We start from the raw sequence: 20,363 nt of genomic DNA, 5'->3' as shown, positions 1-20,363 counted from the left end.
TTAATGGAATTGGTATTACACAAGAAACTGTATTTGTACAGGCAAATAAGCACTTAGCCTACAGTAGGCCAAATACTCTTAATTCTTTGATTGCTTTTTATTCTTTCAGCAACGATGGCCTTACGGCACAATCATGACTGTCTTCAGCCAGCATCAGTAACTCTTCTACGCTCATCTTACCGAGTAAGTCACTGCCAAGAAACGCCGCATAGCTTTCCACAGACGCCAATCGGTCAATCACGAAGCCTGGTAAGGTCTGGTTAAATTCAATGCGATCAAACTCACCACCAGCGCACGTTTTAAAAGAGCTGCCATTCCAGTAACCCTGAATCAGCCTAAGCCCTTCATCATGCTGCTTCGTTGTGGTCTCTAGAACCGACGTCGCTTCTTTCTGATAGTTTTCAAGCTGCTTGGCTTGGATAGGTAAGATTTTGCTGTCAATACGATATTGCTGATACACAGCCTCGCCTGACTTGTTGAAACGCACATGAACACGATAAGGCACCAGCTTATTCGATGAATTACGCTGTTCGCCTTCACGAACAAATTCACGAAGTATACCTTCCGACCAAGCATAGTCAGTTTGGTACCAGCCGTAATCGCCGACAGTGACATAGTCAGCTGAAGAATGAGGTTGTGTTAGTTTATTAGTAACCCAGTAAAAACTTGTCGCGTCGCCCATGACTTGGCCGCCGGTGTGAGTTTCAAATTGCTCTAGGTTTTTGCTGGGGCTGGTCGATGAACAGCCAATGAGGAATGTAGATAATAGTGAAACGAGAAGAAATGCTTTTTTCATAAAAACCTGTACCGAGGTGGAATACGACTACCTCGGTACAGTTTAGATTATTTCACTGAATCTTTCAGCGCTTTACCTGCAACAAATGCTGGAACATTTGCAGCAGCGATTTGGATCTCATCACCAGTTTTTGGGTTACGACCAGTGCGAGCTGCACGGTGGTTTACTTTAAAAGTACCAAAACCAATTAGCTGAACTTGATCGCCATCTTTAAGAGCATCTGTAACACCACCAAGAGTCGCTTCTAGAGCAGCTTTAGCTTGTGCTTTAGAAAGGTCCGCTTTTTCAGCAATAAAGTCGATTAATTGAGTCTTGTTCATTTTAGGTTTCCCTTCTTTGTATTTTTGAATTCAATTTACTCTAAAACATAAATGCCCCATCTGGCAAAGGTTTGTCGTCGATCTTTAGCTCTAATGCCGTAGTTTTAGCCATAATATGAGTAATAACTCACAATTTGTTACTGATTTTATTGAGTAAGCCCTTGTTTAAAAGGGGCTGAGAGGCAAATTAATGATGACCTAGCCACTACTTTATCTCTATAATCCACGCTGAATCGCTGTTAAAGCGTACAATTTAATTTAAGGGCAAACATGCTGCTGCTAACTATTTACGTCTCCATTGCTATTGGAGTTTCTTTCATTTGTTCTGTTTTAGAAGCTGTACTTTTGAGTATTAGTCCGAGCTATATTGCTCAACTAAAACAAAATGGGCACCCTGCAGCAGAGTCTTTAGACAAACTGAAAACAGACATTGACCGCCCACTCGCGTCAATTTTAACGCTCAACACCATCGCGCACACAATCGGTGCTGCGACGGCAGGTGCACAAGCGGCTGTGGTTTTTGGTAGCCAATGGTTAGGTGTATTCTCTGCCGTACTGACTTTGGGTATTTTGGTTTTGTCTGAGATTGTTCCAAAAACCATTGGTGCAACCTACTGGCGTCAACTTGCTCCAGCATCATCAAACGTACTTCGCTGGATGGTTTTCTTCCTAACACCGTTTGTCTGGTTCTCAGAACAGATCACCAAACGTCTTGCTCGTGGCCACCAAGCTCCAAAAATGCGTGATGAGCTGTCTGCAATGGCTATTTTGGCAAAAGAAAGTGGTGAGTTTGCTGAAGGCGAATCAAAAATTCTGAGCAACCTATTAGGCATTCAAGATGTGCCCGTGACGCAAGTGATGACACCGCGCCCTGTTGTATTCCGCGTCGATGCCGAAATGAGCGTGAATACGTTCCTAGAGCAGCACAAAGACACACCATTCTCGCGCCCATTAGTTTACAGCGAGCAAACTGACAACATCATTGGTTTTGTGCACCGTCTGGAGCTGTTTAGATTACAACAAGCGGGTTGTGGCGAGAAAGCTCTGGGTGAAGTAATGCGCCCTATCCACGTGTTGCTGAACAACATGGGCTTGGCTAAAGCCTTTGACCAAATGATGGCAAACCGCCTGCAGCTTTCCTTAGTAGTTGACGAGTACGGTACGATTCAGGGCATCATCACCCTAGAAGATATCTTTGAGCACCTAGTGGGCGAAGAGATCGTCGACGAGGCAGATAAGACAACTGACATGCAAGAACTGGCATTTCAGCGTTGGGAACAGTGGAAAGAAACACACGGTGTTATCGAAAACCGCGATGAAGAGGACGAGCTAGAGGAAAAAACTCTAACAGACAACGACACCTCAGACTCAAAGTCAGTGGATGAAGACAAGGTTCAAAAAGAAGACAAAAAAGACGCTTAATCTCAATTTGATAACGTCAGATACAACAAAGGCTCCCTAGGGAGCCTTTGTTTTTATTCGTACTTTGATGCGATAGCGAATTATAACGCTACACCAATGTTACTTACTGGGTCTTCACGCAGTTCATGACGCAGATCTTTAATCAATTCTAGGTCACGCTCAGTCGTTTCACGTAGAGGTCGGAAGATGGCCCACTGAACGTCCCACTCTTCACACACCGCTTCGTTTTCTTTCTGGTTTTCGTTTGTCACTTCTTCAGCGCCTTGAGCAAACTCAAGCTCAGCAACCGTCTTCACCGATTGTTGACTCACTTTAATGACAGTTTCAAGCAGATGCTCACGGTCAAGTAAGCCATGGATTAACGTTGCTAAGCCTTGGCACGCGTCCATAGCAGGGTAAACACCGTAGAAATCAAAATCATCTCCACTTGGGAATAGCTCTTCGACTTTCTCAAGCTGACGCTCAAAATTCACCTTTGCCGTTTTAACGGTTAGGATTTCCCAAATGCTATCCAAAACATCACGATAGATTCGAGCTTCCGCAAATTCTGTATTCTCACAAAACATGGCATAGTTAGGGTACATACGCTCACATAGACACGCCATAAAGGTAATTTGTTGCCAAGGTTCTAACTTTTCTAGACGAACCTGCAGTGGATTCTGAAGCATAGTCACTCAATAATTGCAGAAAAAGACAGCGAAAGTGTACTTGATAAACCTAGGATGGAAAAGGTAGGCCGATGAACAATTTTACGAATAAGCTCTATATTCTTACTGAGCATGACGATACTTATACGCAACTGATTCTAAACCAAGGGTTACCTGACCTCGAAATCACTCAAAACCCCGAATTAGCTGAGATCATGCTGGCTTCTCCTCCTTTAATCGCGGAGCGACTTAATGAGTTTAAACATCTAGACTGGGTGCAAAGTACCTACGCAGGAATCAATAAACTCACTCAGCCGGATCTTCGTCAAGATTATACGCTGACCAACGTCAAAGGCATCTTCGGCCCTGCGATTGCTGAATACGTGTTAGGTTACACGATCAGCCACTGTAGACACTTCCCTCACTACCACCAGCAACAAGCACAACGAAGCTGGCAGCCACAGCTATATACTAGCCTAACTGACAAAACCATGGTGATTTTAGGAACAGGTTCAATCGGAAGTCATTTAGCGAAAACCGCAGCTGCCTTTGGTATTCATACCATTGGAGTCAACCGTACCGGCATCCCATCAAAGCAAGAGACCTTTAAAGACACTTTCCACATCAATGAGATAGAGGCTGCCCTTAAGCAAGCAGATATTGTGGTCAACACCTTGCCATCAACAGCTGAAACCTATCAATTACTCAATCAAACGACCTTAAGTTACTGCTCGAATGTACTGCTGTTTAATGTTGGCAGAGGAGAGAGCTTAGATAACAAAGCCTTGCTGCTAGCGATTAAGAATAAGTGGGTTGAGCATGCTTTCTTGGATGTGTTTGAAAGTGAGCCCCTCTCGCAGGAGCACCCTTTCTGGACATTACCGCAAGTGACCATCACCCCGCACATTGCAGCGCTGAGTGAGCCAAGGCAGGTGGTAGAGATCTTCGCCGAGAATTACCAACAGTGGCGAGATGGCTTTAAACTTAACCATGTCATCGATTTTGATAAAGGTTACTGATGCCCTCATCGTTACTCAAAGAGATTCGACAATGCCGAGCTTGTGAGCCTCACCTATCACACGGTGCTAACCCGGTAATTCAAGCGCACCCAAACGCGCGCTTGCTTATCATTGGGCAGGCACCCGGCATCAAAGTTCATGAGTCATCGATCCCTTGGAATGATGCCAGTGGCGAACGATTAAGAGAATGGTTAGGGATAGATAGCGATACGTTTTATGACGAACAAAAAGTCGCGATTGTTCCTATGGGGTTTTGTTATCCGGGAAAGGGAAAGAGTGGCGATCTCCCACCACGTAAAGAGTGTGCGGAGCTTTGGCATAACAAAGTGCTGCAATCGCTACCCAACATTCAAATGACACTGCTGATTGGCCAGTACGCACAAAACCATTACCTGACAAACAAAACCACCAGCACACTGACAGAAACCGTGCGTAATTGGCAAAGATGGGCGCCTGAGTTTTTGCCGCTACCTCACCCTTCGCCACGCAATAATATCTGGCTCAAGAAGAACCCTTGGTTTGAAAGTGATGTTATTCCTTACATCCAAAAGCACATCTCGGAGCATTTGGCCTATCATGATCCAAATACCTAATTAGCTGCACATCCACGGTGATGAAGCCGATATTGGATGCGGATAAAAAGGTAATAAAAAAGCGCTGCCGATTTCTCGACAGCGCTTTTTCTAAAAACACATACTTAATTACTTATGGTATGGCTTAGATAGGTCATGAACTGCGTCCACAAATACACCAGCATTCTCTGGTGGCACATCTAGGTGAATACCATGGCCAAGGTTAAATACGTGACCAGTACCGCCGTCACCAAAACCTTCAAGGATAGTGCCGACTTCTTCACGAATACGCTCAGGTTGTGCGTAAAGCACTGATGGGTCCATGTTGCCTTGTAGAGCCACTTTATCGCCAATACGCGCTTTTGCATCCGCAATATTGATTGTCCAGTCTAGGCCTACCGCATCACAGCCAGTCGCTGCGATAGATTCTAGCCACATGCCACCGTTCTTAGTGAACAGAGTAACCGGTACACGGCGACCTTCGTTTTCACGGATTAGGCCATCTACAATTTTGTGCATGTACTGTAGTGAGAACAGGTTGTAGTCACGCGGAGTAAGTACACCACCCCATGTGTCGAATACCATTACCGATTGTGCACCCGCTTTAATTTGCGCGTTCAGGTATTCAATAACGGTGTCAGCCAGCTTATCTAGAAGTAAATGCAGTGTTTGTGGCTCTGCGTACATCATCTTCTTGATCTTAGTAAACGCCTTCGAGCTGCTGCCTTCAACCATGTAAGTTGCCAGTGTCCAAGGGCTACCAGAGAAACCAATCAATGGCACTTCGCCTTTCAGGTCTTTACGGATCTGACGAACAGCATTCATTACGTATTGAAGCTCGCCTTCTGGATCAGGTAGGCCAATCTTCTCTACGTCAGCTTTACATGTGATAGGACGTTCAAACTTAGGACCTTCACCAGTTTCAAAGTACAAGCCTAAGCCCATTGCATCAGGGATAGTTAGGATGTCAGAGAACAAGATTGCCGCATCAAGCGGGAAACGACGTAAAGGTTGAAGTGTTACTTCTGATGCCAGTTCAGCGTTTTTGCACAAAGACATGAAATCGCCCGCTTCAGCGCGCGTTGCTTTGTACTCTGGAAGATAGCGGCCAGCTTGGCGCATCATCCATACTGGTGTGTAATCAACAGGCTGTTTTAAAAGTGCGCGTAAATAGCGATCGTTTTTTAATTCGGTCATTCCGTTAAATTCCAATTCAATCTTGTCTAGTTTTGATGGCAAGTATTCTAACACTGATTGAAGGGTAAAAGCTGTGTGCTTTGCAACCTAGATCAAGTTATTAACTTTTAAATCAATGCTTAGTTTGCACCCAATTACGGGAGCATGTTAAAAATTTGTTCGCTAGCGAAAATTACAATTATAACATCTGAGTAGTCACTACTCAGCATCTCATAACGACATCTTACTTACCCCCTCCACTTGTGGAGGGTTTTTTTTAGCTTTTGACCACCTATAGGCCAAATACTATCATAGGTAAATTAGTACTCTATCGTCTGCTCCGTCACACCATCTTTCATCACGTCACCCACAGTTTTCTCAATCAATTGTCTCGCAATCGTTCCTACTGGAGCAACATCAGGCAGGCTTGTTACATCAAACCATTGGGCATCCGACAATTCACTGTAATCTGGTTTAAGCGTTCCACCAGCATAGTCAGCCAGAAAGGCCATCATCATACTCGACGGAAACGCCCATGGCTGGCTGGCAAAGTAACGAATATTACTGACATCGATGCCTGTCTCTTCTTTGACTTCTCTTGCCACGCACAGCTCTAAGGTCTCTCCAACCTCTAGGAAGCCCGCTATCACGGTATACATACCTGTTTTATGTCTTGGGTGCTGTGCGAGCAATATCTTGTTGTCGTTTCGTACAGCGACAATGATGCATGGGAAGATGCGAGGATAATGAAGCGTTCGGCAGTCTCCGCATTGCATCGCCACCTGATTATGGTTTAGGTGATTACGACCGCCACACTGAGGGCAAAAACGCATACTTTGCGTCATGTGCCCATACTGGATAGCTTTGCTTGCTGTCAGAAAACTCGATTCAGGCCAGTGCAATAACTCACGTAGGTTTATCATGGTCAGATCACTCTCAACATCACAGTCGTTGAGCCAATACACCTTACGACCTTGATGCTGACCAATACAGATTGCATGCTCGACACTCAGCCCTAGCTCCTCTGCTGAGCCATAAGGAAACTGATCATTATTAACCCAAATATCACTACCTGAAACGACGCACCAATAAGCTTGCTCTGTCATTTTGTTATCACTTTTTTTTAACATCCCTATGCCTCATTGCTTGCAGTTCGTTCATTTTACTGGCAATCTAATTTCATACTAGAGTTGTAGCAGAGAATAATTCAAACTATTACTTTTAGTAGATACCAATAAATGGACCTTGCTTAGGCAATTACTTGATCACAAGGTTGTGATCAGATCATGAGGACATGGTCATGCTAAATAAATTCAAACAAATACAAGAACAATGGGGTGGCTCTAATGAGGTCATCGATCATTGGCTCGAAACTCGACAGTCTCTAATCGTTGAGTATTGTAAGCTTGCCGCTCTACAGCCTTCATCGTCGAAAGCAACTGCAATCACTGAACTGCCTTCTCCAGAAGAACTCCAAAAATTCAGCCAACATCTTGTTGATTACATCTCCGAAGGTCATTTCAAAATCTATGACATGGTGATGGACAAATGGCAGTCTACTGGCTTCAAAGCGACAGACGAAATCAACCAGTCTTATGGTCATATCGTCCTTACCACGGACCCTCTGCTCAACTTCACCGACAAATACGCCGCCATTGAAGCTAGTGATACATTAGAAAGCTTTGATAGTGAACTGTCACTCGTAGGTGAGATTCTTGAGGCTAGGTTTGCGGTTGAAGACCAACTGATACAACAAATTGCCGACAGCCTAGCGGTTCCACCAGGAGCTTAATGGCTTAACATCTTCTAAGCTTGCCTCTGTGCAAGCTTTTTGTTTTGTCTGTAGCGTTACCTGACACATCCAACTCTTTTATCAGAGCCTATTGGTTCGTCTCTATTCTGATGTTTTGCGATAACCCGACGTAACACTTCTCACCGGTTTCATCCTCTGCGCCTCCCTCTGCCTCCCTGTTAACGCGCAAGCTGCCTTCGATAAAGTACTATCGACTAAGTCCACCAGCCAAGCAATCTGCAAGCAAGCATACCTATCAACTTCTAATCTATAAACCTCTAGTTAAACACCTATACGCCAGATACAAAAAAGGCACCCGAAGGTGCCTTTTCTTATCTCTTAGAGACTACTCGTAGAGCTTACTCTTCTGAAGAGAAACCAGCGTTTAGAAGTGCTGCTAGATTGTCAGTAGCTTGTTCAGCTGAAGGACCTTCTTGCTCTTCTTCACGTTGCTTTTGACGCTCTTGGTGGTATGCGAAACCAGTACCAGCTGGGATCAGACGACCAACAATTACGTTCTCTTTCAGACCGCGAAGGTCATCACGCTTACCAGAAACCGCAGCTTCTGTTAGTACGCGAGTCGTTTCTTGGAACGATGCAGCTGAGATGAATGACTCAGTTGCAAGAGATGCTTTAGTAATACCTAGTAGATCACGTTCGAAACGTACTAGTTCTTTACCTTCAGCTTCTAGCTTACGGTTAGCAATCTTAACATTGTGGTACTCAACTTGTTCGCCAGGTAGGAACGGAGAGTCACCAGAATGAGTGATTGTACACTTACGTAGCATTTGACGAACGATAGTCTCAATGTGCTTGTCGTTAATCTTTACGCCTTGTAAGCGGTAAACTTCTTGAACTTCGTTCGCGATGTACTGAGTTACTGCGTGGATACCACGTAGACGCAGGATATCGTGTGGAGTTTCAGGACCGTCGGCGATTACATCACCACGTTCAATCTTCTCACCTTCGAACACGTTCAATTGACGATGCTTAGGAATCATCTCTTCGTAAGCGTCACCGCCTTCACGAGTGATTACTAGACGACGCTTACCTTTCGTTTCTTTACCGAAAGACACAGTACCTGTGTGCTCAGCAAGGATCGCAGGCTCTTTAGGCTTACGAGCTTCGAATAGGTCAGCTACGCGTGGTAGACCACCGGTGATATCTTTGTTTCCGCTCGATTTTTGAGGGATACGAGATAGTGTGTCACCAATGCCAACTTCAGCGCCATCTTCGATGTTTACAATCGCTTTGCCAGGTAGGAAGTAGTGAGCTGGCATATCAGTACCAGGGATCATTACGTCGTTACCTTGCTCATCAACAAGTTTGATAGCTGGACGCATATCTTTACCTGCTGCTGGGCGAGCTGCTGCGTCTGTAACTTCACTTGAAGAAAGACCCGTTAGATCGTCAGTGTTACGAGAAACTGTAATACCATCGATCATATCTACGAATTGGATACGACCTGCCACTTCAGTGATGATTGGCATGGTATGCGCTTCCCAGTTAGCTACAACTTCACCAGCAGTAACTGCTGCGTTGTCGCCTTTGGTTAGCATCGAACCGTAAGGAAGTTTGTGCTTCTCTTTAGTACGGCCGAATTCATCAATAATCGTCATCTCAGATGCACGAGAAGTGATAACCAGTTTCTTATCTTTGTTAGTTACGAACTTAGCATTGTGAAGCTTCACAGTACCAGTTGTCTTAGCTTGGATGCTGTTCTCTGCTGCTGCAGTAGATGCCGCACCACCGATGTGGAACGTACGCATCGTTAGCTGTGTACCCGGTTCACCGATAGATTGTGCAGCGATAACACCAACTGCTTCACCTTGGTTCACTAGGTGACCACGTGCTAGGTCACGACCGTAACACTGTGCACAACAACCGAAGTCTGCATCACAGGTAACAACAGAGCGCACTTTCATGCTATCTACTGAGTTGTCTTCCATGATTTGACACCACTTCTCATCAATCAGAGTATTACGTGGAATCAGTACATCTTCAGTACCAGGCTTAAGAACATCTTCAGCAACAACACGACCAAGAGCAAGCTCAGAAAGTGCAACTTTAACGTCACCACCTTCGATGTGAGGCATCATGTCGATACCTTCATGCGTGCCACAGTCATGTTCGTGTACTACAACGTCTTGAGCAACGTCTACTAGACGACGAGTTAGGTAACCCGAGTTTGCTGTTTTCAGTGCTGTATCCGCAAGACCCTTACGAGCACCGTGCGTTGAGATAAAGTACTGAAGGACGTTTAGACCTTCTTTAAAGTTCGCAGTGATCGGCGTTTCGATGATTGAACCATCTGGACGCGCCATCAGACCACGCATACCTGCTAGCTGACGAATCTGAGCTGCAGAACCACGTGCGCCCGAGTCGGCCATCATGTAGATGCTGTTGAACGATTCTTGCTGTTCTTCTTCGCCGTCACGGTTAATAACTGTTTCAGAAGATAGGTTATCCATCATTGCTTTCGCAACGCGGTCATTCGTAGATGCCCAGATATCGATAACTTTGTTGTAACGCTCACCCGCAGTAACAAGACCAGATTGGAATTGCTCTTGGATTTCGCGAACTTCTTCTTCAGCAGATTCAATCTCGTCGTATTTCGCTTGAGGAACAACCATATCGTTGATACCTACAGAAACACCAGAAAGAGCCGCGTATGCGAAACCTGCGTACATGATTTGGTCAGCAAATACTACTGTATCTTTTAGACCAAGCTTACGGTAACACTCGTTAAGAAGAGTAGAGATCTGCTTCTTACCTAACTTTTGGTTAACGATGCTGTACGGAAGGCCTTTAGGAACGATCTGCCATAGCATTGCACGACCTACAGTCGTATCTACTAGGCCAGTATTCGTTGTGCTATTGCCGTCTTCGTCTACTACTGTTTCAGTGATACGTACTTTAACGCGAGCATGTAGCTCAGCAGTCTTAGTACGGTATGCCTTTTCAGCCTCAGCAGGGCCAGCAAGGTACATACCTTCACCTTTCACGTTGATCTTGTCACGTGTCATGTAGTAAAGACCCAATACAACGTCCTGAGAAGGTACGATGATCGGATCACCTGATGCTGGCGACAGAATGTTATTCGTCGACATCATTAGAGTACGAGCTTCAAGCTGTGCTTCTAGAGTTAGAGGCACGTGTACAGCCATTTGGTCACCATCGAAGTCGGCGTTGTATGCCGCACACACTAGTGGGTGAAGCTGAATCGCTTTACCTTCGATTAGTACTGGTTCAAACGCTTGGATACCTAGACGGTGAAGTGTAGGTGCACGGTTAAGCAGTACTGGGTGTTCACGGATAACTTCGTCTAGGATATCCCAAACGATCGCTTCTTCGCGCTCTACCATTTTCTTAGCAGCTTTGATTGTCGTAGCCATGCCACGAGTCTCTAGCTTGCTGTAGATGAACGGCTTAAATAGCTCAAGTGCCATCTTCTTAGGAAGACCACACTGATGTAGACGAAGGTATGGACCTACTGTGATTACAGAACGGCCAGAGTAGTCTACACGTTTACCTAGAAGGTTCTGACGGAAACGACCTTGTTTACCCTTGATCATATCAGCAAGAGATTTCAGAGGACGCTTGTTAGAACCCGTGATCGCACGACCGCGACGACCGTTATCTAGAAGGGCATCAACAGACTCTTGCAACATACGCTTTTCGTTACGTACGATGATGTCTGGAGCCGCTAGCTCTAGAAGACGCTTCAAACGGTTGTTACGGTTGATCACACGACGGTAAAGGTCGTTCAGATCTGAAGTCGCAAAACGACCGCCATCTAGAGGTACTAGAGGACGAAGATCTGGCGGTAGCACTGGAAGTACAGTTAGGATCATCCACTCAGGCTTGTTGCCTGACGAGATGAACGCTTCAACTAGCTTCAAACGCTTAGTAACTTTCTTACGCTTAGTTTCAGAGTTAGTTGTTTCCAACTCTTCGCGCATTTCTTCCACTTCTTGATGAAGGTCCATTGTTGAAAGCAGATCTTTGATCGCTTCAGCACCCATCTTAGCAGTGAATTCGTCACCCCACTCTTCTAGACGATCCAGATACTCTTCTTCAGTAAGCATCTGAGATTTTTCTAGATCAGTCATACCCGGTTCAGTTACTACGTACATTTCGAAGTAAAGAACACGTTCGATATCACGCAGAGGGATATCCATTAGTAGACCGATACGAGACGGTAGTGATTTTAGGAACCAGATGTGAGCAACTGGTGAAGCAAGCTCGATGTGGCCCATACGGTCACGACGAACTTTAGTTTGTGTAACTTCAACGCCACACTTCTCACAGATAACACCACGGTGCTTCAGGCGCTTGTATTTGCCACAAAGACATTCGTAGTCTTTAACTGGACCAAAAATACGTGCACAGAACAGACCATCACGTTCAGGTTTGAACGTACGATAGTTAATTGTTTCTGGCTTTTTAACTTCACCAAAAGACCACGAACGGATCGTGTCTGGTGAAGATAGACCGATTTTGATTGCATCAAATTCTTCGGTCTTATGCTGTGCTTTTAGAAAGTTTAATAAGTCTTTCACGTTCAGCTCCTGTAAGGAGTTAAAGGAGCTCACCGACTAAAGTGAGCCCCCTTTACCAAGTAATCCAATCTTCTTTATAAAAAAGAGGGATTACTCTTCGTCTTCTAGCTCGATGTTGATACCTAGCGAGCGAATCTCTTTCAACAGTACGTTGAACGACTCTGGCATGCCAGGTTCCATGCTATGGTTGCCATCTACGATGTTCTTATACATCTTAGTACGGCCGTTAACGTCATCCGACTTAACTGTTAGCATTTCTTGTAGAGTATATGCAGCACCGTATGCTTCTAGTGCCCATACTTCCATCTCACCGAAACGCTGACCACCGAACTGAGCTTTACCACCAAGTGGTTGCTGAGTTACTAGGCTGTAAGAACCAGTTGAACGAGCATGCATCTTGTCATCAACCAAGTGGTTCAGTTTCAGCATGTACATGTAACCAACAGTTACAGGACGCTCAAACGAATCACCAGTACGACCATCAAACAGTTTAAGCTGACCAGATTCTGGCAGATCACCCAGTTTAAGTAGTTCTTTGATTAGAGACTCAGAAGCACCGTCGAACACAGGAGTAGCAATCGGTAGACCGCCACGTAGGTTCTTAATCAGTGTACGAACTTGATCATCAGACAGTTCAGCAATATCAACTTTCTGACGAGTATCACCAAGATCATAAACCTTCTGTAGGAACTCACGGAACTTATGCAGTTCTTGTTGTTCCTTAACCATTTGGTTGATCTTGTCACCGATACCTTTCGCAGCCAAACCTAAGTGAACTTCTAGGATCTGACCGATGTTCATACGCGATGGTACACCCAGCGGGTTAAGTACGATGTCTACAGGCTGACCTTTCTCATCGTATGGCATGTCTTCAACAGGGTTAATCTTAGAGATTACACCTTTGTTACCGTGACGACCGGCCATCTTATCACCAGGCTGGATACGACGTTTAACCGCTAGGTAAACTTTAACAATCTTAAGAACGCCAGGCGCTAGATCATCACCTTGAGTGATTTTACGACGCTTAGTTTCAAACTTCTTATCGAAGTCTGCTTTTAGCTCATCCCACTGCTCAGCAAGTTGCTCAAGCTGTGTTTGTAGCGCATCGTCTTCTAGAACTTGCTCTAGCCATTGCTTACGACCGATAGTATCAAGCTTAGCTTCAGAGTAACCACCAGACAGAAGTACAGCTTTAACACGGTTAAGAAGGCCACCCTCAAGAATTTGGAACTCTTCAGTTAGATCTTTCTTAGCTTCTTTAAGCTGCATCTGTTCGATTTCAAGTGCACGTTTGTCTTTCTCTACGCCATCGCGAGTGAAGACTTGTACATCGATGATAGTACCCGAAACAGAGTTTGGTACACGTAGAGAAGTATCTTTAACATCAGATGCTTTCTCACCGAAGATAGCACGTAGTAGCTTCTCTTCAGGAGTCAGTTGAGTTTCACCTTTAGGGGTTACTTTACCAACTAGGATGTCGCCACCCTTAACTTCAGCACCAATGTAAACGATACCTGACTCGTCTAGTTTAGACAGAGCAGACTCACCTACGTTTGGAATATCAGCTGTGATCTCTTCAGAACCCAGCTTAGTATCACGAGCCACACAAGATAGTTCTTGAATGTGGATTGTCGTGAAACGGTCTTCTTGAACTACGCGCTCAGATACTAAGATCGAGTCTTCGAAGTTGTAACCGTTCCAAGGCATGAATGCGATACGCATGTTTTGGCCAAGAGCAAGTTCACCAAGGTCAGTTGAAGGACCATCAGCAAGAACATCACCGCGTGCAACTGGTTCACCAGGAAGTACAGTTGGACGTTGGTTAATACATGTGTTTTGGTTCGAACGCGTGTACTTAGTTAGGTTGTAGATATCGATACCAGCTTCGCCAGGTACCAATTCATCTTCGTTAACCTTAACTACGATACGAGAAGCGTCTACAGACTGAACTTGACCACCACGTTTAGCAACCGCTGTAACACCAGAGTCAACTGCGATGTTACGTTCAATACCAGTACCTACTAGAGGCTTATCAGCTCTAAGTGTTGGTACCGCTTGACGTTGCATGTTGGCACCCATCAATGCACGGTTCGCATCATCGTGTTCTAGGAACGGGATAAGCGAAGCAGCGATAGATACTACTTGGTTTGTCGCAACGTCCATGTAGTCAACGTGCTCGCGTGGGTGAAGACCAGATTCACCTTTTTGACGAGCTGTGATTAGCTCATCTGCAAACGTACCTTCTTCTGTAAGAATAGTGTTTGCTTGCGCGATTACGAATTGACCTTCCTGGATTGCAGACAGGTAATCAACTTCTTCTGTTACTACACCATCTACTACACGACGGTACGGAGTTTCTAGGAAACCGTAATCGTTACAACGTGCAAACGCAGATAGCGAGTTAATTAGACCGATGTTTGGACCTTCAGGCGTTTCGATCGGACATAGACGACCGTAGTGAGTTACGTGAACGTCACGTACTTCGAAGCCTGCGCGCTCACGAGTAAGACCACCAGGACCTAAAGCAGAGATACGACGTTTGTGCGTAACTTCTGACAATGGGTTGTTTTGGTCCATAAACTGTGAAAGCTGTGAAGAGCCAAAGAATTCTTTAACTGCAGCAGAGATCGGCTTAGCATTGATAAGATCTTGAGGCATGATTGCATCAAGGTCACCAAGGCTTAGGCGCTCTTTAACGGCACGTTCTACACGAACTAGACCAACACGGAATTGGTTTTCTGCCATTTCACCTACAGAACGGATACGACGGTTGCCAAGGTGGTCGATATCGTCCACTTCACCAATGCCGTTACGGATGCCGATCAGTTTCTTCATCACTTCGATGATGTCTGATTCATCCAGAGTACCGCGCTCTTCTTCTTCTTCACGCTCGATAGAGCTGTTGAATTTCATACGGCCTACAGTTGATAGGTCGTAACGGTCTTCAGAGAAGAATAGGCTTTCGAACAATGATTCTGCAGCTTCTTTCGTTGGTGGCTCGCCAGGGCGCATCATGCGGTAGATTTCTACCAATGCAGAGATGCGATCTACTGTGCTATCCGCACGTAGAGTGTCTGACATGAATGGACCATGGTCTAGGTCATTCGTGAACAGCACTTCTAGAGTCTTGTGACCTGCTTGAGACAGGTTAGCAAGTGCTTCTAGGCTAATCTCTTGGTTTGCGCCAACGATGATCTCGCCAGTTGCTTCGTTGATGTAATCTTTCGCAGCAATCTTTTCAACGATGTACTCTACTGGTACTTCGATGTGCTCAACGCCATCTTTTTCAAGTTGACGGATATGGCGAGCAGTAACACGACGACCAGTCTCAACGTAAGTTTTACCGTTTGATTCGATGTCGAATGACGCAGTTTCACCACGTAGACGATCAGGAACCAACTCCATAAGTAGAGTTTGGTCTTTAACTTCGAAGTTCACCTTGTCGAAGAACAGATCTAGGATCTCTTCAGTCGATTTACCAAGTGCACGAAGAATAATCGATGCTGGTAGCTTACGACGACGGTCGATACGTACGAATAAGTTATCCTTAGGATCGAACTCAAAGTCTAACCATGAGCCACGGTAAGGAATTACACGTGCGTTATAAAGAACTTTACCTGATGAGTGGGTCTTACCCTTATCACTGTCGAAGAACACGCCTGGGCTTCGGTGCAGCTGGGATACGATAACCCTCTCGGTACCATTAATTACGAAAGTACCATTGTCTGTCATAAGCGGAATTTCGCCCATGTAGACTTCTTGTTCTTTAATGTCTTTTACAGTGCCTGCTGGTGCGTCTCGATCAAAGATAACTAGACGTAGTTTTACGCGTAGTGGCTTTGAGTAAGTTACACCGCGGATTTGACATTCTTTAACGTCAAAAACTGGCTCACCAAGACGGTAGCTAACGTATTGCAGCTCAGAATTGCCGTTGTAGCTCTGAATTGGAAATACAGAACGGAAAGCAGCTTCAAGACCGTATTGACCTTCTGGATCCTGTTCGATGAATTTATCGAAAGAATCAAGCTGGATCGATAACAGGTATGGAATGTCCAAAACTTGTGGACGAGTACCAAAATCCTTACGGATGCGCTTTTTCTCGGTATAAGAGTAAACCATGGGGTTCCTCAGCTCGCTGATAAGTGACCCAAACCACCCAAAACACTCTTCAGAGGGGGCGGTGACAAACAGCTGTTTACTGTAGTTGAACAATCATTTCGAAAAAATGACTGTTTTTTTGCTCAGATTATGACGGTTAAACAGCGGGAAATTCGTCATAGCCCTACAGCGCAAAAAGGCCGGTGGTTAATAAACCACCAGCCAATAGCCTTGCGGCTAGGAAATTAAGTAATAATTACTTGATTTCAACAGAAGCGCCAACTTCTTCTAGCTGTGCTTTAAGAGCTTCAGCTTCAGCTTTGTCAACGCCTTCTTTAAGCGCTGCAGGAGCTGAGTCTACAAGACCTTTAGCTTCTTTAAGACCTAGGCCAGTTGCGCCACGTACAGCTTTGATAACTTGTACTTTGTTTGCGCCAGCGCCAGTAAGGATAACGTCGAATTCAGTTTGCTCAGCAGCAGCTTCAGCAGAAGCACCACCAGCTACAACTGCAGCAGCAGCAGTAACACCGAATTTTTCTTCCATAGCTTCGATAAGCTCAACAACTTGCATTACAGACATTTCTGCAACTGCGTCTAGGATTTGCTCGTTAGTAATAGACATAACAATTCTCTTTTAAGTCAACAATAAGTTTAAATAGCAACCAGTGAAAAGCAAGGCTTATGCCGCAGCTTCTTCTTTTTGGTCGCGAACAGCAGCGATAGTACGAACCAGCTTGCCAGCAGAAGCTTCTTTCATGCACATCATTAGGCGTGCGATAGCTTCGTCGTAAGTTGGTAGTGTCGCTAGTACATCAGCATCAGTAACTGCGCCTTCAAATGCAGCAGCTTTGATCTCGAATGTTTTGTTCTCTTTAGCGAAGTCTTTGAAAAGACGCGCTGCAGCACCAGGGTGCTCGTTAGAGAACGCAAGTAGGCTAGGACCAGTAAATGTGTCTTGTAGACACTCATACTCAGTACCTTCTACTGCACGGCGTGCTAGTGTGTTACGAACAACTCTCATGTAAACACCCGCTTCGCGAGCTTGTTTACGTAGAGAAGTCATCGCGCCAACAGTAACGCCACGAGAGTCAGCTACAACTGCAGAAAGTGCACCACTGGCTGCTTCGTTGACTTCAGCAACAATTGCTTTTTTGTCTTGAAGATTTAAAGCCATTTGGATTAACCTCTGGTTGTGATTACAGCACTCAATATAAAATACATTGAGCGTTTACGATGTTATTCAAAAATGAATAAATTCATTTCAAACGACAACATCGCCTACGTAGGTTTTATTAAGCTTCACCTTAAAAAGGTTCAGCGCCTACGGTCTTGGGATAGACAGTTATGAATTGCTTCAAAAACCACCCAACCACAAATATTAGGCGCAGAAGTATATACTAAATCTGCGCCAAAGCAAATTAGTTTGCTTGAGTGTCAAGACTAGCTTGATCAACAGTAACACCAGCACCCATCGTAGTAGAGATGCTTACTTTCTTCAGGAAAGTACCTTTCGCTGAAGAAGGCTTAGCTTTCTTAAGAGCAACTAGAAGTGCTTCTAGGTTCTCTTGAAGCTGGTTAGCTTCGAAAGATGCTTTGCCGATAGTAGTGTGGATGATACCGTTCTTGTCGTTACGGTAACGAACCTGACCAGCTTTAGCGTTCTTAACCGCTTCAGCAACGTTAGGAGTTACAGTACCAACTTTAGGGTTTGGCATTAGACCGCGTGGACCTAGGATTGTACCTAGTTGACCAACAACGCGCATTGCATCAGGAGAAGCAACAACAACGTCAAAGTCCATTACGCCTTTTTTCACTTGCTCAGCAAGATCTTCCATACCAACGATATCTGCGCCAGCTGCTTTAGCTGCTTCTGCGTTTGCACCTTGAGTGAACACAGCAACGCGGATTTCACGGCCAGTACCGTGAGGTAGCACAGTTGCGCCACGTACGTTTTGGTCAGATTTACGAGCATCGATGCCTAGGTTAACAGCAACATCTACAGACTCAACGAATTTAGCAGTCGCTAGTTCTTTAAGAAGAGCAACAGCTTCGTTGATTTCGTATTCTTTAGTTACTTCAACTTTGTCGCGGATTACGCGCATACGCTTAGTAAGTTTTGCCATGATCTTATCCCTCTACCACTAGGCCCATTGAACGAGCAGTACCAGCAATAGAACGCTTCATTGCTTCGATGTCAGCACCAGTCATATCAGCAGCTTTAGTTTCTGCGATTTCCTGAACTTGAGCGTCAGTTACAGTACCAACTTTCTCAGTGTTTGGACGACCTGAACCAGACTTAACGCCAGCAGCTTTCTTAAGAAGAACAGCAGCAGGTGGAGTCTTAGTTACGAACGTGAAAGAACGGTCGTTGTAAACAGTAATTACTACTGGAGTAGGTAGACCTTTCTCAACAGATTCTGTTTTTGCGTTGAACGCTTTACAGAATTCCATGATGTTCACGCCGTGTTGACCTAGAGCAGGACCAACCGGTGGACTTGGGTTTGCCATACCAGCTGCAACTTGCAGTTTGATATAAGCTTCAACTTTCTTAGCCATGATATTTCCTAATTTTTGGGTACATGCGCTAGCCCTAAGGCAAGCTCCCCTTAATTTCAATTAACTCTTTCTTACTTCGATAGAAGCAAAAAGGCGCGAAATTATAATCATAATTCGCGCCTTTAACAACCCTAAAAAGGTGGTTTTTTATACTCTTTTATTTTGAACAACTTATGAAGCATTTATCCACAGCTTGTTCAAAAGTTAGAGTTTTAGTCTAGCTTTTCAACTTGACCAAATTCAAGCTCAACCGGTGTTGCACGACCAAAGATCGATACAGATACCTTAATGCGGCTTTTCTCGTAATCTACTTCTTCAACTGTACCGTTGAAATCAGCAAACGGACCATCGTTCACACGAACCACTTCACCCGCTTCGAACATTGTCTTAGGACGTGGAGACTCGCTCGCTTTCTCTAGACGGTTCAAGATAGCATCAGCTTCTTTGTCAGTGATTGGTGCAGGACGATCAGAGGTACCACCAATGAAGCCCATAACACGAGGGATACTGCGCACTAAGTGCCATGATTCATCATTCATGATCATTTGCACTAATACGTAGCCAGGGAAGAACTTACGTTCGCTTTTACGGCGTTGACCTGCACGCATTTCCACTACTTCTTCAGTAGGTACTAAAACGTCACCAAAGAACTCTTCCATGTCGTGCATTTTAATATGTTCGCGTAGCGATTGAGATACACGACCTTCATAGCCAGAAAAGGCTTGAACTACATACCAACGTTTTTTTGGAGCTTCACTCATGAATCAGAACCCTCTACACCCCAGTCGCTAAAGAAACTAAACGGACCATAATGCCGTCAATTCCCCAAAGCACTAGAGACATAACAATACATACAGCTAAAACGATCAATGTAGTTTGCATAGTTTCTTGGCGAGTAGGCCAAACAACTTTACGAATCTCCATACGAGATTCTTTTGCAAAATCGATCGCAGCTTTACCTTTAACTGTTGTTGCTGCAACGCCTAGTGCGGCAGCAATCAGCACAACTACACCTGCAGCGCGAATTACAACAGACAATTCACCATACAGGTAATTACCCACAACAGCAGCAGCCAACAGTACAAAAGCGACTACCCACTTCATTGTATCTGCTGCACCTGAGCTATCAGGAGTTTCAGCGTTTGCTTTCATAAAACCAACCTGTGATAAGTCTTAAATATAGACGACAATAACCCCGCTGTTGCAGGGCACATTCCTTTGCGTTGCAAAACAACACATCTAACAGTCATTTTAGTCAAAAAGACCGTTTAATTCTTTGCTAAGAGCTAAAATTGATGCCAAAACATCCAACTCTTTTTTCAGCGAAGAAAAAGGGCATCAAATGATGCCCTTTTTACTAGTGGTTCGTCAAATCTTATGCAAAGATTTTAGCTACAACACCA

Annotated in this window: 17 protein-coding genes; 4 read left to right on the top strand and 13 right to left on the bottom strand. The window is 44.8% G+C overall.

Going from position 1 to position 20,363, the window contains the following annotated elements; translation table 11 throughout:
- Positions 1 to 97: 97 nt before the first annotated feature.
- On the bottom strand, positions 98 to 796 hold the full coding sequence (locus AACT19_RS24205) for a DUF1481 domain-containing protein (RefSeq protein WP_076649149.1): 699 nt from the start codon (positions 794 to 796) through the stop codon (positions 98 to 100).
- A gap of 47 nt (positions 797 to 843) precedes the next feature.
- Positions 844 to 1,116 (bottom strand): nucleoid-associated protein HU-alpha, encoded by a 273-nt coding sequence (hupA, locus tag AACT19_RS24200; RefSeq protein WP_004729753.1) that lies wholly within the window; start codon positions 1,114 to 1,116, stop codon positions 844 to 846.
- Between the two features lie 270 nt (positions 1,117 to 1,386).
- On the opposite strand from hupA, the gene AACT19_RS24195 reads away from it, so the two are divergent.
- On the top strand, positions 1,387 to 2,538 hold the full coding sequence (locus AACT19_RS24195) for a CNNM domain-containing protein (RefSeq protein WP_004729755.1): 1,152 nt from the start codon (positions 1,387 to 1,389) through the stop codon (positions 2,536 to 2,538).
- A gap of 80 nt (positions 2,539 to 2,618) precedes the next feature.
- On the opposite strand, the gene AACT19_RS24190 is transcribed toward AACT19_RS24195, so the two are convergent.
- A complete protein-coding gene (locus AACT19_RS24190; protein ID WP_004729756.1) occupies positions 2,619 to 3,206 on the bottom strand; it encodes a YjaG family protein in 588 nt (195 codons plus the stop codon).
- Between the two features lie 71 nt (positions 3,207 to 3,277).
- On the opposite strand from AACT19_RS24190, the gene AACT19_RS24185 reads away from it, so the two are divergent.
- Together AACT19_RS24185 and AACT19_RS24180 are read left to right on the top strand one after the other, a co-directional pair.
- Positions 3,278 to 4,204, top strand: a complete 927-nt coding sequence (locus AACT19_RS24185; RefSeq protein ID WP_076649147.1) for a D-2-hydroxyacid dehydrogenase — start codon at positions 3,278 to 3,280, stop codon at positions 4,202 to 4,204.
- A complete protein-coding gene (locus AACT19_RS24180) occupies positions 4,204 to 4,797 on the top strand; it encodes a uracil-DNA glycosylase family protein (RefSeq protein ID WP_017085997.1) in 594 nt (197 codons plus the stop codon). Before AACT19_RS24185 ends, AACT19_RS24180 begins: the two co-directional genes overlap by 1 nt.
- Positions 4,798 to 4,905: 108 nt before the next feature.
- On the opposite strand, the gene hemE is transcribed toward AACT19_RS24180, so the two are convergent.
- Positions 4,906 to 5,973, bottom strand: a complete 1,068-nt coding sequence (gene hemE / locus AACT19_RS24175) for a uroporphyrinogen decarboxylase (protein WP_004729761.1) — start codon at positions 5,971 to 5,973, stop codon at positions 4,906 to 4,908.
- 299 nt (positions 5,974 to 6,272) lie between these two features.
- Positions 6,273 to 7,082 (bottom strand): NAD(+) diphosphatase, encoded by an 810-nt coding sequence (nudC, locus tag AACT19_RS24170; RefSeq protein WP_076649145.1) that lies wholly within the window; start codon positions 7,080 to 7,082, stop codon positions 6,273 to 6,275.
- Positions 7,083 to 7,246: 164 nt separating this feature from the next.
- Here nudC and AACT19_RS24165 point away from each other — a divergent pair, with 164 nt between their 5' ends.
- Complete coding sequence (locus tag AACT19_RS24165) at positions 7,247 to 7,744, top strand: Rsd/AlgQ family anti-sigma factor (protein WP_017083833.1); 498 nt, start codon at positions 7,247 to 7,249, stop codon at positions 7,742 to 7,744.
- Between the two features lie 359 nt (positions 7,745 to 8,103).
- On the opposite strand, the gene rpoC is transcribed toward AACT19_RS24165, so the two are convergent.
- From rpoC to secE, 8 genes are all read right to left on the bottom strand, one after another.
- Positions 8,104 to 12,306 carry a DNA-directed RNA polymerase subunit beta' gene (rpoC, locus tag AACT19_RS24160; RefSeq protein ID WP_004729767.1) on the bottom strand — a complete coding sequence of 1,401 codons (4,203 nt, stop codon included), beginning with the start codon at positions 12,304 to 12,306 and terminating at the stop codon, positions 8,104 to 8,106.
- A 90-nt stretch (positions 12,307 to 12,396) separates the two neighbouring features.
- On the bottom strand, positions 12,397 to 16,425 hold the full coding sequence (gene rpoB / locus AACT19_RS24155; RefSeq protein ID WP_029222057.1) for a DNA-directed RNA polymerase subunit beta: 4,029 nt from the start codon (positions 16,423 to 16,425) through the stop codon (positions 12,397 to 12,399).
- Positions 16,426 to 16,660: 235 nt separating this feature from the next.
- On the bottom strand, positions 16,661 to 17,026 hold the full coding sequence (gene rplL / locus AACT19_RS24150; protein ID WP_004729770.1) for a 50S ribosomal protein L7/L12: 366 nt from the start codon (positions 17,024 to 17,026) through the stop codon (positions 16,661 to 16,663).
- Between the two features lie 57 nt (positions 17,027 to 17,083).
- Positions 17,084 to 17,578: a 50S ribosomal protein L10 gene (gene rplJ / locus AACT19_RS24145; protein WP_017077558.1), complete on the bottom strand. Its 495-nt coding sequence runs from the start codon at positions 17,576 to 17,578 to the stop codon at positions 17,084 to 17,086.
- 244 nt (positions 17,579 to 17,822) lie between these two features.
- Positions 17,823 to 18,527: a 50S ribosomal protein L1 gene (gene rplA / locus AACT19_RS24140; protein ID WP_017077557.1), complete on the bottom strand. Its 705-nt coding sequence runs from the start codon at positions 18,525 to 18,527 to the stop codon at positions 17,823 to 17,825.
- A 4-nt stretch (positions 18,528 to 18,531) separates the two neighbouring features.
- A complete protein-coding gene (gene rplK / locus AACT19_RS24135; protein ID WP_010435555.1) occupies positions 18,532 to 18,960 on the bottom strand; it encodes a 50S ribosomal protein L11 in 429 nt (142 codons plus the stop codon).
- A 212-nt stretch (positions 18,961 to 19,172) separates the two neighbouring features.
- Positions 19,173 to 19,721 carry a transcription termination/antitermination protein NusG gene (nusG, locus tag AACT19_RS24130; protein WP_012605006.1) on the bottom strand — a complete coding sequence of 183 codons (549 nt, stop codon included), beginning with the start codon at positions 19,719 to 19,721 and terminating at the stop codon, positions 19,173 to 19,175.
- Positions 19,722 to 19,734: 13 nt separating this feature from the next.
- Positions 19,735 to 20,112 carry a preprotein translocase subunit SecE gene (secE, locus tag AACT19_RS24125; RefSeq protein ID WP_017073785.1) on the bottom strand — a complete coding sequence of 126 codons (378 nt, stop codon included), beginning with the start codon at positions 20,110 to 20,112 and terminating at the stop codon, positions 19,735 to 19,737.
- Positions 20,113 to 20,363: the final 251 nt, after the last annotated feature.

Source organism: Vibrio sp. 10N.222.47.A9 (genome assembly GCF_963872585.1).
GTDB classification, from domain to species: Bacteria; Pseudomonadota; Gammaproteobacteria; order Enterobacterales; family Vibrionaceae; genus Vibrio; species Vibrio splendidus.
This window is presented reverse-complemented; position numbering and strand designations above follow the sequence as displayed.